Source organism: Natrinema saccharevitans (assembly GCF_001953745.1).
GTDB lineage: Archaea > Halobacteriota > Halobacteria > Halobacteriales > Natrialbaceae > Natrinema > Natrinema saccharevitans.
In genome coordinates this window covers 1,895,041-1,909,562 of record NZ_LWLN01000001.1, presented here as the reverse complement: position 1 = coordinate 1,909,562, position 14,522 = coordinate 1,895,041, and the positions used below count along the sequence as shown (strand labels likewise).

At 66.9% G+C, this 14,522-nt stretch carries 15 protein-coding genes; 8 read left to right on the top strand and 7 right to left on the bottom strand.

Going from position 1 to position 14,522, the window contains the following annotated elements; translation table 11 throughout:
* The first annotated feature begins 35 nt into the window (after positions 1-35).
* The 3 genes from A6E15_RS09710 (at position 36) to A6E15_RS09700 (ending at position 2,950) form a co-directional block, all read left to right on the top strand.
* On the top strand, positions 36-2,228 hold the full coding sequence (locus tag A6E15_RS09710) for a thioredoxin domain-containing protein (protein WP_076145843.1): 2,193 nt from the start codon (positions 36-38) through the stop codon (positions 2,226-2,228).
* Positions 2,229-2,330: 102 nt separating this feature from the next.
* A complete protein-coding gene (locus A6E15_RS09705) occupies positions 2,331-2,561 on the top strand; it encodes a hypothetical protein (RefSeq protein WP_076145841.1) in 231 nt (76 codons plus the stop codon).
* Positions 2,558-2,950 (top strand): PIN domain-containing protein, encoded by a 393-nt coding sequence (locus A6E15_RS09700; RefSeq protein ID WP_076145839.1) that lies wholly within the window; start codon positions 2,558-2,560, stop codon positions 2,948-2,950. Before A6E15_RS09705 ends, A6E15_RS09700 begins: the two co-directional genes overlap by 4 nt.
* On the opposite strand, the gene A6E15_RS09695 is transcribed toward A6E15_RS09700, so the two are convergent.
* Positions 2,947-3,321 (bottom strand): TlpA family protein disulfide reductase, encoded by a 375-nt coding sequence (locus tag A6E15_RS09695; RefSeq protein WP_076145838.1) that lies wholly within the window; start codon positions 3,319-3,321, stop codon positions 2,947-2,949. The two genes, A6E15_RS09700 and A6E15_RS09695, sit on opposite strands and share 4 nt — an antisense overlap.
* Positions 3,322-3,569: 248 nt before the next feature.
* On the opposite strand from A6E15_RS09695, the gene A6E15_RS09690 reads away from it, so the two are divergent.
* Positions 3,570-4,550 carry a PLP-dependent cysteine synthase family protein gene (locus A6E15_RS09690; RefSeq protein ID WP_076145836.1) on the top strand — a complete coding sequence of 327 codons (981 nt, stop codon included), beginning with the start codon at positions 3,570-3,572 and terminating at the stop codon, positions 4,548-4,550.
* Between the two features lie 130 nt (positions 4,551-4,680).
* Positions 4,681-5,451, top strand: a complete 771-nt coding sequence (locus A6E15_RS09685; RefSeq protein WP_245800554.1) for a hypothetical protein — start codon at positions 4,681-4,683, stop codon at positions 5,449-5,451.
* 21 nt (positions 5,452-5,472) lie between these two features.
* Here the strand turns inward: A6E15_RS09685 and A6E15_RS09680 are convergent, their stop codons facing one another.
* The 5 genes from A6E15_RS09680 to cyaB all read right to left on the bottom strand — a co-directional run bounded on the left by A6E15_RS09680 (position 5,473) and on the right by cyaB (position 11,092).
* Complete coding sequence (locus A6E15_RS09680; RefSeq protein ID WP_076145835.1) at positions 5,473-6,063, bottom strand: DUF5804 family protein; 591 nt, start codon at positions 6,061-6,063, stop codon at positions 5,473-5,475.
* Positions 6,064-6,587: 524 nt separating this feature from the next.
* Positions 6,588-7,769 (bottom strand): tRNA sulfurtransferase, encoded by a 1,182-nt coding sequence (locus A6E15_RS09670; RefSeq protein WP_076145831.1) that lies wholly within the window; start codon positions 7,767-7,769, stop codon positions 6,588-6,590.
* An 86-nt stretch (positions 7,770-7,855) separates the two neighbouring features.
* Entirely contained in the window at positions 7,856-9,115 is a 1,260-nt protein-coding gene (locus tag A6E15_RS09665) for an MFS transporter (protein WP_076145829.1), read from the bottom strand.
* A gap of 126 nt (positions 9,116-9,241) precedes the next feature.
* Positions 9,242-10,447, bottom strand: a complete 1,206-nt coding sequence (locus A6E15_RS09660) for a methionine adenosyltransferase (protein WP_076145827.1) — start codon at positions 10,445-10,447, stop codon at positions 9,242-9,244.
* Between the two features lie 102 nt (positions 10,448-10,549).
* Positions 10,550-11,092 carry a class IV adenylate cyclase gene (gene cyaB, locus A6E15_RS09655; protein WP_076145825.1) on the bottom strand — a complete coding sequence of 181 codons (543 nt, stop codon included), beginning with the start codon at positions 11,090-11,092 and terminating at the stop codon, positions 10,550-10,552.
* A gap of 88 nt (positions 11,093-11,180) precedes the next feature.
* On the opposite strand from cyaB, the gene A6E15_RS09650 reads away from it, so the two are divergent.
* Positions 11,181-12,140 (top strand): FKBP-type peptidyl-prolyl cis-trans isomerase, encoded by a 960-nt coding sequence (locus tag A6E15_RS09650; protein WP_076145823.1) that lies wholly within the window; start codon positions 11,181-11,183, stop codon positions 12,138-12,140.
* A gap of 171 nt (positions 12,141-12,311) precedes the next feature.
* On the opposite strand, the gene A6E15_RS09645 is transcribed toward A6E15_RS09650, so the two are convergent.
* On the bottom strand, positions 12,312-12,938 hold the full coding sequence (locus A6E15_RS09645; RefSeq protein ID WP_076145822.1) for an RAD55 family ATPase: 627 nt from the start codon (positions 12,936-12,938) through the stop codon (positions 12,312-12,314).
* Between the two features lie 152 nt (positions 12,939-13,090).
* Between A6E15_RS09645 and pyrB the strand changes: the two genes are divergently transcribed.
* Complete coding sequence (gene pyrB / locus A6E15_RS09640) at positions 13,091-14,035, top strand: aspartate carbamoyltransferase (protein ID WP_076145820.1); 945 nt, start codon at positions 13,091-13,093, stop codon at positions 14,033-14,035.
* Entirely contained in the window at positions 14,028-14,516 is a 489-nt protein-coding gene (gene pyrI, locus A6E15_RS09635) for an aspartate carbamoyltransferase regulatory subunit (RefSeq protein ID WP_076145818.1), read from the top strand. The genes pyrB and pyrI overlap by 8 nt, the downstream gene beginning before the upstream one ends.
* The last annotated feature ends 6 nt before the right edge of the window (positions 14,517-14,522 follow it).

Sequence of the window (14,522 nt, the reverse complement as noted above, 5' to 3'; positions counted from 1 at the left end):
TCGGGCTTTTACAATCCCTGGCCGTATGCATCCCTATGACCGACCCGACGCGGCGCAACCGGCTCGACGAGGAGGAAAGCCCCTACCTGCGCCAGCACGCGGACAACCCCGTCAACTGGCAGCCGTGGGACGAGCAAGCCCTCGAGACCGCCAAGGAACGTGACGTCCCCATCTTCCTCTCGATCGGCTACTCGGCGTGTCACTGGTGTCACGTGATGGAGGAGGAGAGCTTCGCCGACGAGGCCGTCGCCGAGGTGCTCAACGAGAACTTCGTTCCGATCAAGGTCGACCGCGAGGAGCGCCCCGACGTCGACAGCATCTACATGACCGTCTGCCAGCTCGTCCGCGGACAGGGCGGCTGGCCGCTCTCGGCGTGGCTCACGCCCGAGGGCGAGCCCTTCTTTATCGGGACCTACTTTCCGCGGGAAGGAAAGCGGGGCCAGCCCGGCTTTCCGGACCTCTGTCGGCGGATCAGCGACTCCTGGGAGAGCGAGGAGGACCGCGAGGAGATGGAACACCGCGCCCAGCAGTGGACCGACGCGGCGAAAGACCGACTCGAGGAGACCCCCGACGGGACGGGCGTCGGGGGCGGGGCCGCCGAACCGCCCTCGAGCGACGTGCTCGAGGCGGCAGCCGACGCCGTCCGCCGGAGCGCCGACCGCCAGTACGGCGGCTTCGGCACCGGGCAGAAGTTCCCCCAGCCCTCGCGGCTGCGCGTCCTCGCGCGGACGTACGACCGCACCGGCCGCGAGGAGTACCGCGAGGTACTCGAGGAGACCTTAGACGCGATGGCCGCCGGCGGGCTTTCCGACCACGTCGGCGGCGGCTTCCACCGCTACTGCGTCGACCGGGACTGGACGGTCCCTCACTTCGAGAAGATGCTCTACGACAACGCGGAGATCCCGCGAGCCTTCCTCGCGGGCTACCAGCTCACCGGCGAGGACCGCTACGCCGAGACCGTCGCGGACACGCTGGCGTTCGTCGATCGGGAGCTGACCCACGACGAGGGCGGTTTCTTCAGCACGCTCGACGCCCAGAGCGAAGGTCCCGAGACCGGCGAGCGCGAGGAGGGCGCGTTCTACGTCTGGACGCCCGCGGAGGTCCACGACGTCCTCGAGGACGAGACCGACGCTTCGCTCTTCTGTGCCGGGTTCGACGTCACCGAGGCGGGCAACTTCGAGGGGGCGAACCAACCCAACCGCGTCGCCCGTGTGTCGGAACTGGCCGCGCAGTTCGACCTCGAGGAGAGCGAGGTCCTGAAACGGCTCGACTCGGCTCGAAAGCGGCTGTTCGAGGCCCGCGAGGAGCGGCCCCGACCCGCTCGCGACGAGAAGATACTGGCGGGCTGGAACGGGCTGATGATCTCGACCTACGCCGAGGCGGCGCTGGTCCTCGGCGAGGACGAGTACGCCGAGACGGCGGTCGACGCCCTCGCGTTCGTCCGCGATCGGCTCTGGGACGCGGACGCGAAACGACTCTCGCGGCGGTATAAGGATGGGGACGTGGCGGTCGACGGCTACCTCGAGGACTACGCCTCCCTCGCTCGTGGCGCGCTCGATTGCTATCAGGCCACCGGCGAGGTCGACCACCTCGCGTTCGCGCTCGAGCTGGCTCGGGTCATCGAGGCCGAGTTCTGGGACGCCGACCGCGGGACGCTCTACTTCACCCCCGAGAGCGGCGAGTCGCTCGTCACGCGGCCTCAGGAACTGGGCGACCAGTCGACGCCCTCGTCGACCGGCGTCGCGGTCGAGACGCTGCTCGCGCTCGACGAGTTCGCACGGGAAGACTTCGCTGAGATCGCCGCCACCGTCCTCGAGACCCACGCGAACGAACTCGAGGCCAACGCCCTCGAACACGCGACGCTGTGTCTCGCCGCCGACCGACTCGAGGCCGGCGCGCTCGAGGTGACCGTCGCGGCCGACGAGTTGCCGACCGAGTGGCGCGAGGCGTTCGCGTCGCGGTACCTGCCCGATCGGCTGTTCGCGTTGCGGCCGCCGACGGCGGACGGGCTCGAGGCGTGGCTCGACCGGCTCGGGCTCGAGGACGCGCCCCCGATCTGGGCCGGCCGCGAGGCCCGCGACGGTGAGCCGACGCTGTACGTCTGTCGCGCCCGGACGTGTTCACCGCCGACCCACGAGGTGGACGAGGCGCTCGAGTGGCTCGGCGAGAACGTCGCTGACATCGGATCGGGCGAGACGACCGTCGACGAATCTGGCAGTCCGTTCTGATAGCTCGACGTGACCGTCCGGGGGTCGCGATTCGAGTCGGCGCCTCCCCCACTCGACTCGCGGTACCCGAGCATTGATATCGCTGTATACTCGAGTATACACATGAGCAAATCGGTCCGCGTCTCCGAGGAATTCCACGAATTCGTCGCGGCACACAAACGGGACGACGAGACGATGGAAGAGACGCTTCGTCGCCTCATCGGCGGTCCGCATCCGAAAGACGTCGCCGGGATACTGTCGTCCGAAACCGCGGAGGGTATGCGGGAACGGCTGGCGGAAAAACGCGAGCGCGATGTCGCGGGGAAAGACGAACTGCGGGAGCGCTTCGAATGATCCTCGATACGTCGTTTCTCATCGATCTCTTCGACGGTCAGCGACACGCGTTCGAGAAGGGGCAGCAATTGTCCGACGAGGGGGCCGTCCAACGGGTCCCGTCACCGGTAGTCACGGAACTCTCGTACGGTGCCGCGTTCGGTGACGAAGACGAACGGCGAGCAGTTCGAAACGCGCTCCGGATGTATCCGGTCGTCGAACAGACGGACCGCATCGCCCAACGCGCCGGCCGGTTACTCGCTCGAGCGGATATGGACGCCGACGGCCGGAGCGGAATCGACAAAGTCGATCCGATGGTCGCAGCCGTCGCGGACCGATACGACGAGCCAGTACTGACGGCCAACGTGGCCGATTTCGAGGCACTCGGTGTCGCCGTCGAGACCTACTAACCGAGTCTCGACTCGATCTCACTTGCGAGCCAGACCGCCGGCGGCACGTCCTCCTCCTCGACGAAGCGGACGATCTCCTCGCCGTCGTCGTTCTCGACGACGATCGTCGGGATGTATTCGATGTCGTACGCCTCGACGCCCGGCCCCTGCTTGTCCTCATCGACGTTGATCTCCTCGATACGGTCGTCGGGAACCTCGGCGGCCTCGAGCGCCGCGCCGAAATCGGGCAGCAGTGCCCGACAGTCCTTGCACCAGTCGCCGCCCCAGACCTTGTACACGAGTTCGTCGTTGTGCGCTGCGAGCGTCTCGACCGCCTCCTCGTAGGACGCCGCGTCCCACGTCGGGTTCGGCCGCATGGTCTCGAGACTCATACGCACGGCTTGTCGGTCGGCGGGCTTAACCGCGGTGTTTCAGGCAGCGGCTTCGCTCGAGTGGCGGCCTCCGTTTCTCGTACCCGATTGACCAACCACCGCCGGGCGGGACTGAAAGGGGCCGACTGGGTCGGGGGCTTTCGAGGGGGTTGCAGTATTCGATCGCCGACGGAGATGCCCCGCGACTAGCCGGCACGTCCTGCCGAGGTCCAGCATCGGTTTACGTCTCCAAAGCTTAGCGGTTGCCGATGAAAGGGAGCATCCTGGACACGATCGGCTCGCCGCTGGTCCAGGTCGACTCGCCGGAGGGCGCGACGGTCGCGGCCAAGATCGAATCGTTCAACCCCGGCGGCTCGGCCAAGGACCGGCCGGCCCGCGAGATGGTGCGAGCCGCCGAACGCGACGGGCTGATCGAACCCGGTGACTGGCTCGTCGAACCCACGAGCGGCAATACGGGAATCGGGCTCGCGCTCGTCGCGGCCGCCCGCGACTACGACCTGACGATCGTCATGCCCTCTGACAAGTCGAAGGAACGCCAGCAGGTCATGGCGGCCTACGGGGCCGACCTCGAGTTAGTCGACGGCGACATGGAGGACGCCCGCGCCCGCGCCGAAGAACTCGAGGCCGAGGGCGCGGTCCAACTGGGCCAGTTCGAGAACCCCGCGAACCCCGAGGCCCACTACAAGACGACCGGGCCGGAGATCATCGAACAGGTCGGCGACCGCGAGATCGACGCCTTCGTCGCCGGCGTCGGCACCGGCGGCACGATCTCGGGGATCGGCAGGCGGCTCCGCGAGGAGTTCCCCGACGTCGAGATCGTCGCGGTCGAACCCGAACGAAACGCCGTCCTCTCGACCGGCGAGTCCGGCAACGACGAGTTCCAGGGGATGGGGCCCGGCTTCGTCAGCGACAACCTCGACCGCGACCTGCTCGACCGCGTCGAGACTGTCAAGCTCGAGGACGCCGAGGACGAGTGTCGCCGCCTCGCCCGCGAGGAGGGGATCCTCGTGGGCCAATCGAGCGGCGCGACCAGTCTCGTCTCCCAACGGATCGCCCGCGAGATCGCCGATCCCGCCCTCGAGTGTCCGGAGGTTCCAACGGCGTTCGACGACGTCGGCGCGACGGCCTCGCCGGAAACCGACGGCGGACGAGCCGACGACTGCCCGCTCGTCGTCACGGTCTTCTGGGACAGCGGCGAGCGCTACCTCTCGACCGGCCTCTTCGACTGACCGGCTCGAGCGGGGTGGTTTCGTCCCGTTCGTCACGTTGTGCGGGCTCGCTCTCGGGAGTGACCCGGTACAAACGGCTCTTTCACCTAGCCGAACTGCCTTTAGGTCCCCTTTCGTACGGGTAGGTACAATGACATGCCCCTCCAGGCGGACGCTACTGAGTAGCACCGCAGGACTGCTCGCGCTCTCGGCCGGCTGTATCGCCGACGGCACCGACGACTCGCCCGACGAGGACGAGAGTGACGATCCCAACGAAGACGATCCCGGTTCGGACGACGACGACGGAAGCGAGGACCTTCCCGGCGAAGTGACCGGCTACGAGACACAGAAATACCAGTCCCCCACGGACGCGGAGACGGCAACGGTCGATCTCGTCCGGGACGCCGACGACGCGACCGAGTGGCTCGAGACGCGCACGCTCTCCGACACCGACCCCCTCACCGGCTTCGTCGACGACACCGACTTCGAGACGTCGATCCTGGTTTCGCTCGAGTCCGAGGCACCGAACCCCTGTTACGAATTGGTCCTCGAGTCGATCGACGTCCGGCCGATCGAGGACGACGAGACTGACGACGGAGACGACGATCCCAGTAGCAGCAGTGCCGGCGGCGACGACGAGACCGACAGCGACGGGACGGACGGAAGCGCCGACGAGGAACTCGTCCTCGAGGGGACGGTCCAAGACACGGCGGACGAGAACGAGGCCTGTACCTCAGTGATCACCACCGTCGGCCGGCTCGTGCGGGTGACCTTCGAGTCGGAGCCGCTGACGGCGCTCTCGGCGACGGTCGTCGATCACGACGGCAACAAAAGCGGCGCCTCGATGCGGGGCGACAGCGCGTCCGCGTCGGAGAGTACGAGCGTCGAGTCGGGTGACGAGACGTCCGACGACGGCTCGTAGCCGCTCGAGCGACGGCCCCCGCTACGGCGTATACTCCGCTTCGGTCAGGCGAACGACCAGCGTCTCCGCGACGTCGCGGAGGTCGTACTCCGGAAGATCGCCGTCCGTTCGCCGGACGTACAGCGGCTCGACGAGCCGATAGGTCGGTCCCCCGTCGGCCCCGCTCGAGGCTGCAGCGTCTCCGTTTTCTTCGCCCTCGCTCGCGGCCGCGGACTCGTCAGTCCCGCTCGCGGCCGCCGTATCGGCTGTGCCGGCCTCGTCCTCGACGGCGGGGACGACCCGCTCGAGGCCGTAGATCTTGCAGAACTCGCCCGTCTCGTCGGCGTCGATCTCCCCGTTCCGGAGCTGGGTCGCGAGCGCTCGCGAGAGCCACTCGTCGTCGCTGATGCTCGGTTCCCGGACGAACGCCTCGTTGACGAACCGCGTGCAGTACCAGTTCAGGTCGTTCAACAGCGAGACGGCGGCCCCGACGCTGACCGTCCGCAGGGCCAGCGAGTTCTCGAACGGCCGCTCCAAGTCGTAGGTCGAAAGCGCCTCGCGGGCCGTTTCCCGCGAGAGGAGTTCGTACTGGAGGTCGCTCCCGGCCTCGCCGATGAGACAGACGCGGGTCACTGTCCGCTAGTGAATCCGGTCGCGTATTGGTAGTTTCGACATTCGCGACTCCAGGATCGCTGACGGAGGACGAACAGGGACGGTCCGATACACCGCCCCGATCGGAACGATATCGGCGGGAGCGATCGAGACGCCGATTACGACGATCGAAGCGTGCCACTGCCGTCCGTCCGTACTTTCCGGAGATAGTCCGCGATCACGAGTAGCGTGCCGACGAGCAGTCCGCCGCCGAGTAGGAGATCACCACGAGTGAGCCAATAGAGACCGACGCAACCCGTGAGACTCCCACCGACGATGCCGAGGGCGGTGTCCGGTATCGAAACGATGCTACTACCGAGGAGCAGTATTGCTAGCCCCCCGAACAGAACGAGCCAAACGTGATTACCGAGCCTCGCTATCCCCGTGCTAGCGAGTAAAACGCTAATGCCCACAGTTCCCCAACGGACATTACGCTCGCCCATGAGCGGATATAATACTCCGCATCATATAATTTCACGTCTACCGTCGAAGTGGGCTGTGTGAAATCAGTCGAGAGCGACAAGCTCTGCGCTCTGCGCTGCTTCCTCGGCGCGCTCGAGCAGGTCGTCCGGTTCGTGCTCGAGCAGGGGCTTCAGGCGGGCGTTGGTCTCGACCTGATCGGGGGTGACGCGGTTGCAGCCGGCGTCGATCGTCGAGTCGTTGAAGGTGCCGATCTCGCGGGCGCGGGCGACGATGTCCTGCTTGTCCCAGGTCAGGAGCGGGCGGTGGATCGGGAGTCGGGTCGCGCGGCTGGTGACCCCCAGGTTGCGGACGGTCTGGCTGGACTTCTGGCCGGCGGCCTCGCCGGTGACGATGCCGTCGGCGTCGACGCGTTCGGCCAGCGTCTCGGCGGCCCGGTAGAAGAACCGTCGGAGTGAGAGCATCCGCCCCTGCTCCATCTCGCGGACCAGACGATCGACCGTCTCGCCGCCCGGGATCCGGTAGACCTGCATGTCGAAGTTCGGCGCGTATTCCGAGAGGAGCCGGACCGTCTCCATCGCGCGGGCCTCGTGGTCGATCCCGCCGTAATCGCCGAGGTCGACGTAGGCCGGTACGATCGGGCTGCCGCGGCGCATCATCTCGTAGGCCGCGACCGGCGAGTCGATGCCGCCGCTGACCAGGGCGATGACCGACTCCTGGGAACCCAGCGGGAGCCCGCCCGGGCCGTCGCGCTGCTCGAGGTAGATGAAGGCCGCGTCCTCGCGGACCTCGACGCCGAAGGTCAGGTCGGGATCGTCGAGATCGACGTCGGGCTCGAACTCGTCCTCGACGGCCGCCCAGATGGCGTTGCCCGCCTCGCGGGCGAGGTCCTCGCTGTCGTAGGGCAGGCTCTTGTCCGCTCGGCGGGCGTCGACCGCGAACGTGCCGCCGCCGTAGCGTTCCCGGGCCGTCTCCGCGAGGGCCTCGAGGATCCGCGCTTTCTCCGTACTGGTCGTCAGGGCGGGGCTGGCGGAGACGACGCCGAACGTGTCGGTGGCGGCGTCGGTGGCGGCCTCGACGGCGTCGCTCTCGGTGTGGATCAGCGGCCGGCTCCACCGGCGCTCGACCTCGCCGGGAATCGACCGCGCGGACAGGAGGGCCTCGAGGTTTGCCGCGAGGAGGTCCTCCATGTACCGCTTGACGGTGTTGCTCTTCGTGTTGACGTCCCCGTGACGGACGAGGACGGTATCGGCTCCCGGGGGGTGCATGGACTGTGATAGATGATCGCAGCTATAAGGGGATTACGAGGGCGGGCCCGCGGAGCACCGATTCCCTCGAGCTGATTTCCCGTGGCTCAGACGATCGACTCCTCGACGGTCGGACTCAGGCTGCCCGTGTAGGAGTAGATCCCGACCACGAGGATCGCGCCGGCCAGCAGCGGGATCGTCGCACTGAGCGCGTACAGCACGTCGAAGCCGATCGCCTCGGCGAAGGGCAGCGAGAGCAGCGGCCCGACCGCGCCGCCGACGTCGCCGAAGACGTTGTTGGTCCCCATCGCCCGTCCCATCCGGTCCTCGGGCGTGAGGTCGGCCAACAGCGCGGTCAGCGGGCCGCCGACGCCGCCCTGTCCCGCGCCGACCAGCGCGCAGGCGACGACGACGACCGAGAGCGACGGCGCGACCGTCAGGACCGCGAACCCGAGACAGCTCGTCACGAGGAAGACGAGCAACACGGGGACGCGAGCCCCGACGGCGTCGCTGATCTTCCCGCCGAGGATGGTAAAGAGCGCGCCCGAAAGCGCCGAGACGGCCATCAAGAGCCCGGAGGTCCCCTGCTCGCCGTACTCGAGGCCCATCCCAGCGACCTCGAGGGTGAGGACCGTCGACTCGGCGTCGAGATACAACACCAGCGTCGAGAACAGGACACCGAAGTACGCGAAGTAGAGTCCGAAGTTGACCAGTCCGACGGTCAGGGCGGGGAGCGTCGTTTCGAGGTCCCAGGGCTTGATCGACTGATCGGGGCTGTCGACGTGGGTCTCGGGGACGATGAAGAAGGCGATGATACTCGCCAGCCCGGCGAAGCCGGCCGCGAGAACGAAGGCCGCGACGTTGCCGTAGACCTCGCTGACGAGTCCGCCCAGCACCATGCCCGCGGGGAAGCCGAAGGTGATCCCGGCACGGACGATGCCCATGCTCTCGCCACGCGACCCGGCGTCGCTGACATCGGCGGTGATCGTGTAGGCCGTCGCGAATACGAGCGCGCTGCCGACACCCCAGCAGACCCGCGCGAGGACGAACCAGAACTCGGGCACCGCTGAGGTGATCGCGACGACGTAGCCCGCGGTCGCGGCCCCCTCGATCGCCAGCCCCGCGACGAACGGTTTCCGGGTGCCGATCCGGTCGACGAGCGCGCCGGCCGGCCCGTTCGCGACCAGCCGCGTCCAGCGATTGGCCGAGAGGATGACGCCGACCATAAACGCCGAGATGCCGAGTACCTCGCCGAGGTTCGGCAGGATGGGAAAGACGACCCCGCCACCGAAGCCGACGAAGAAGGTACTCGCGACGACGGCGTAGACGACGGGACGGGAGGTGGAGTCGGCGCTCGAGTCTGACACGTGGCGACACCGGTTTCGATTCGTAACGCCGTACACGGGGCCGGTCCTTGACGGTTCCGGCGGCACGCACGCCATGCCGGTTTCGGCCGGCGGTGGTCGCGAAAACGCCGCTCGAGGGACCAGCGTTCAGAACGTCGAGAGTTCGCCGTCGATCACGCTGCGCGTGATCTCGGTGACGTCGGCGAGTTCCGCGTCGACGATGGCCTCGACGTCGTCCTCGACGTCCGCGACCGAGACGCCGTCGTCGGTGACGACCTGGACGTCGGCGACGTGGGGCCGATCGATCGGCCGGCCGATCTGGGAGAGCAGACGCACACGCAGGTCGCGGATGCCGTCGACCTCGGCGACGACCTCCTCGGCGATCGCCGTCGAGAGCAGGTTGTAGATCTTCCCGATGTGGTTGACGGGGTTCTTGCCGCTGGTCGCTTCCATCGACATCGAGCGGTTCGGCGTGATGAGTCCGTTGGCGCGGTTGCCCCGGCCGACGGAGCCGTCGTCGCCCTGTTCGGCGGAGGTTCCCGTCACCGTGAGATAGATCGAGCCCTCGTCGTAGTCGTCGGCCGTGTTGACGTGGACGTCGACCGCGCGGTCGGTGTGTTCGCGCGCGACTCCGTCGACGAACTCGCGGACCGACTCGACGGCCTCGACGTACTCGTCGAGGTCGGCGACGTACTCGTCGACCATCGCGGCCGCGACGGTGACGTCGATCTCGTCGCCCTCGCGCTTGCCCATGATTTTCACGTCCGGCCCGAGTTCGGGATGCTCGTCGGCGTACTCGCCGTTGAGCCGGCGCTCGGCCTCGCGGACGATCCGCTCGGTTTCGGTCAGCGGCGCGTGACCGACGCCGAAGCTGGTGTCGTTGGCCATCGGAACCGACACTTCGTCCTCGCCGAAGACCTCCTGTAGGTCGCCGCTGCCCTCGCCGAGTTTGACGTCGACCACGACGTCCTCGCCGACGGTCAGCTGAGGGATGTTCTCCTCGAGGTACTCCCGCGCTGCTCGCAACGCGATCGTCTCGGCCGGGATGGTCTGGCCCTCGTAGTGTTTGGTTGCCCGGCCGACGATCAGCAGATAGATCGGGTCGACGACCTCGCCGCCCTCGAAGGCGGGCGCGGCCTCGCCCGCGACGAGCTGGGTCTCGTCGGTGTTGAAGTGTAGCACTTCGCCGACGCGGTCCAGATACTCGCGTGCGAGCGCCCCGGCGACGCTCTCGGCGATGCCATCACAGATGGAGTCGGGGTGACCGATTCCCTTTCGTTCGACGATTTCGACTTCCTGATCCTCGACCGCTTGCCGGTCGATGGATTCGATACGGATGTTCCGCTCGCTCATTGGCGGCTCTTGACGGACCGCGTTCGTATAACTTGCGGAAACAGATACGGGCCAGAAAATACCTGTCGGTTATCGGTTTAGCGGGCTCGGTCTCGGATCCCTTCAGGACTCGAGCAGCAAACCGAGATACGAGGTCCGGAGCTGGTCGTCGGGATCGAGTCCCAGTCGCTCGAGGACGTCGTAGGCCCCCTCGCGGGCGGTCTCGAGTTCGTCTTCGCGATCGACCTCGGTCTCGACCTCGACGTAGTCGCCGACGTCGGCGACCGAATCGAGGGTGACGGTATACCCCTCGAGCGAGAACCGCTCGCGCTCTTTCCGGACCGTCGCGGCGGGCTCGAAGCCGAGGTTCGTCAGGATCGCGTCGGTCTTTTCGCCGTCCGCGACGGCGGTTTCGACCTCCTCGCGGGTCTTGGACTCGTCGTCGACGAGCGGCCCCTTGTACGTGACACGGGTTTCCGCCTCGCCGTCCTCGGGGCGTTCCGATCGGATCCGCAGCGCCTCGTCGGTCTCGGCGAACTCCCGATGGGGCGCGTCGTAGTAGGTGTCGACCTGCACGACCGCGCCCTCGGGCGTCGCCGCGAGGCGCTCGAGCCGTTCGCGGACGACCCCGAGGTCCGCGGGAACCTTGGCTTCGACCTCGTACATGCTCGAGGCGACGTGGGGGGATCGTAAGTATCGGTCGCTCTCGCCCGAAAACGTCGTACTTAAATGTAGACGGCCGGACGTACAACGTATGACCGAGGAACAAGAGGCCGAGCTAGACGAGCAGGCCGATGACGTCGACGAAGAAGTAGCCGACGAAGCCGCCGACGGACTCCAGAACGGCGACTTCGTCGAACTCGAGTACACCGCCTACACCGTCGAGGACGACCAGCTGGTTGACACGACCGACCCCGAGGTCGCCGAGGAGGAAGGCGTCGACGAGCAGGGTCAGGAGTTCAAGCCCCGTACGATCGTCGTCGGCGAGGGCCACATCTTCGAGGCCGTCGAGGACGACATCGTCGGCTCCGAGCCCGGCGACTCCGGCACCGTGACCGTCCCCGCCGCGGACGCCTTCGGCGAGTACGACCCCGACGACGTCCAGACGGTCAGCGCCGAGAAGATCGACGAGGACGACCGCTACCCCGGCGCGAACGTGCAGATCGAGGGCCAGCAGGGCTACATCAGCACGATTATCGGCGGCCGCGCCCGCGTCGACTTCAACCACCCGCTGGCCGGCGAGGACGTCGAGTACGAGTACACGATCGTCGACGAGGTCGACGACCGCGAACAGCAGGCCGCCGGCCTCTTCGAGATGTACCTCGGGATGGAGCCCGAGCTCTGGATCGAGACCGACGAGGTCGAGGAGGAGGTTCCCGTCGAACCGGACGAGGATGACGACGAAGACGCGGAACCCGAGTTCGAGACCGAAACCGTCGAGAAGGAGACGCTCTACCTCGAGGCCACGCCCCAGATGACCATGAACCAGCAGTGGATGATGGGCAAACAGCAGATCGGGCAGGACATCATCGAGAAGGTCGGCGTCGACCGCGTCATCGTCCAGGAAGTCATCGACGGCATGGGTGGCATGGGCATGGGCGGTATGATGGGCGGCATGGGCGGTATGGGCGGCGGCGACATCGAGGAGGCCCTCGAGGACGCCGACGTCGACGCCGACGAGATCGTCGACGAACTCGAAGGCGCGGAAGAGTAAGCCGACGCCGCGGACCCGGCCGCTCACCGGTCGCTGCCGACGGACAACGAGCACGCGCGGATCGACTTTTTCGCCGCGAACCGTCCGGAGAGACCGGAGTGTCGAATCGACGAGCGAAGCCGAGGCGGATCACGACGCCCGCACAGGTGCTGACGGCCGTCCGTGCGTGGCTCAGGCGATGTCGCGGCTCGTGTCGATCGCCACTTCCTCGGTGAGTTCGAGCTTGATCGCCTCGGTCGGCTGACTCCCGCCGCGGAACTTCGGGATCGTGAGGTGGTTCTCGAGTTCGGTCCCCGCGATCTCGGTCCGCAGATCGAAGACGGCGTCGGCGGCGTGGTAGGTCCGAGATCGGTTCGGGGGCTCGTCCTCTCCTTTCAGACAATGTAAGACGGCGATACTGCCCGTCTCCAGCATGTGCGACTTGAGTTCGTTGAGGAACTCGATGTACTCGTCGGTGTCACAGCGCTCGAGGACGTCCGTCGTGTCGATAATGAGGTTCGCCCCGTCGGGCAGGGCACCGATGAGTCGGGTCGCCTCCTCGAGGGTGTCCTCGCCGCTGACGTGTCTGACTGTCGGACTGCCGACCGAGGAGGGCGAGGTTTCGATGGCGTGGCGGACGGCGTCGTCGTCGCGCTCGGTCGTGAGATAGAGGGTGCCGCGAGCGGCCGTGAGTTCGTAGAGGAGGAGTTCGGACTGGCTGGCCGGCTCGGCGGTGTACGCGACGATACACCCCGGTGGGAGCCCACCGTCGAGCTTTCGGTCGAGGACATCGATCCCAGTATCTAGCCGGCCGACCATACAGTTGTGACCAATTGCTGCAGTGTCTGTATAACTCTTTGCCTTAGGTTACTGACTCGAAATCAACCGACGACGCGGGCGTCTCCCGACCGGTTCGGGGCCCGTCGCCGAATGGAGAGATTCAAGGGGCACGCCACAGCCTACACGAACGAATGCGCCACGATCACCTCATCACGAGCAAACAACTCTCGCGGGCGGACATCGAGACGGTACTCGACCGCGCGGCCGAGATCGACGCCGACCCGTCGGCGGTCGCCGATCGCCACGCGAACACGCTGCTCGGACTGCTCTTTTTCGAGCCGAGTACGCGGACGAAGATGAGCTTCGAGACCGCGATGAAACGGCTCGGGGGCGACGTCGTCGACATGGGTTCGGTCGAGTCCTCGAGCGTGAAGAAAGGGGAGACGCTGGCCGACACCGTCCGGGTCATCGAGGGCTACACCGACGCGCTCGTCCTGCGCCATCCCAAACAGGGGGCGGCGACGATGGCCAGCGAGTTCGTCGACGTCCCGCTGCTGAACGCGGGCGACGGCGCGGGCCATCACCCGACACAGACGATGCTCGATCTCTACACCATCCGGGAAAACGCCGGGCTGGACGACCTGACGATCGGCATCATGGGCGATCTCAAGTACGGCCGGACCGTCCACTCGCTGGCCCACGCGCTGACGAACTTCGAGACCCAGCAACACTTCATCAGCCCGGAGAGCCTCCAGTTGCCCCGCGAGGTCGTCTACGACCTCCACCAGCAACAGGGCGGCGCCGGGATCAAGGAACACGAGTCGCTCGAGGCCGTCTTGCCCTCGCTGGACGTCCTCTACGTGACCCGGATCCAGCGCGAGCGGTTCCCCGACGAGAACGAGTACCAGAAGGTCGCCGGCGAGTACCAGATCGACGCCGAGACGCTCGAGGCCGCGAGCGACGATCTGACGGTGATGCATCCGCTGCCACGGGTCGACGAGATCGCGCCCGAGATCGACGACACCGACTACGCGGCGTACTTCGAACAGGCCCACAACGGCGTTCCGGTCCGGATGGCGCTGCTGGACCTGCTGTTGAGCGACGATCGGGGGATTCGAGGTGAGACCGATGAGTAGCGACCACGACCACCACGACGGCGACGACGACCACGAACTGCGGGTCAGCAAGATCCGCGACGGAACCGTCATCGATCACGTCCGCGGCGGACAGGCGCTGAACGTCCTCGCGATACTGGGCATCGACGGGACCGACGGCGAGGAGGTCTCGGTCGGGATGAACGTTCCCTCCAACCGGTTCGCACGCAAGGACATCGTCAAGGTCGAGGGTCGCGAACTCAGCCAGGACGAGGTCGACGTCCTCTCGCTGATCGCGCCCGACGCGACGATCAACATCGTCCGCGACTACGACGTCGTCGAGAAACACCGCGTCGAACGCCCCGACGTCGTCGAGGGCGTTCTCTCGTGTCCCAACGCCGGCTGTATCACGACCGGTGACGAACCCGTCACCTCCCGGTTTACCGTCCTCGAGGACGGCGTCCGCTGTTCGTACTGCGAGCGGATCGTCCGCGAGGAGATCGCCTCGTTGATCGACACCTGACCGTCG

Coding starts and splice junctions, on each gene's coding strand:
- A6E15_RS09705 (WP_076145841.1), top strand. CDS start 2,331: ATGAGCAAATCGGTCCGCGTCTCCGAGGAATTCCACGAATTCGTCGCG.
- pyrI (WP_076145818.1), top strand. CDS start 14,028: ATGAGTAGCGACCACGACCACCACGACGGCGACGACGACCACGAACTG.
- A6E15_RS09650 (WP_076145823.1), top strand. CDS start 11,181: ATGACCGAGGAACAAGAGGCCGAGCTAGACGAGCAGGCCGATGACGTC.
- pyrB (WP_076145820.1), top strand. CDS start 13,091: ATGCGCCACGATCACCTCATCACGAGCAAACAACTCTCGCGGGCGGAC.
- A6E15_RS09710 (WP_076145843.1), top strand. CDS start 36: ATGACCGACCCGACGCGGCGCAACCGGCTCGACGAGGAGGAAAGCCCC.
- A6E15_RS09670 (WP_076145831.1), bottom strand. CDS start 7,769: ATGCACCCCCCGGGAGCCGATACCGTCCTCGTCCGTCACGGGGACGTC.
- A6E15_RS09690 (WP_076145836.1), top strand. CDS start 3,570: ATGAAAGGGAGCATCCTGGACACGATCGGCTCGCCGCTGGTCCAGGTC.
- A6E15_RS09660 (WP_076145827.1), bottom strand. CDS start 10,447: ATGAGCGAGCGGAACATCCGTATCGAATCCATCGACCGGCAAGCGGTC.
- A6E15_RS09645 (WP_076145822.1), bottom strand. CDS start 12,938: ATGGTCGGCCGGCTAGATACTGGGATCGATGTCCTCGACCGAAAGCTC.
- A6E15_RS09695 (WP_076145838.1), bottom strand. CDS start 3,321: ATGAGTCTCGAGACCATGCGGCCGAACCCGACGTGGGACGCGGCGTCC.
- cyaB (WP_076145825.1), bottom strand. CDS start 11,092: ATGTACGAGGTCGAAGCCAAGGTTCCCGCGGACCTCGGGGTCGTCCGC.
- A6E15_RS09700 (WP_076145839.1), top strand. CDS start 2,558: ATGATCCTCGATACGTCGTTTCTCATCGATCTCTTCGACGGTCAGCGA.
- A6E15_RS09685 (WP_245800554.1), top strand. CDS start 4,681: ATGACATGCCCCTCCAGGCGGACGCTACTGAGTAGCACCGCAGGACTG.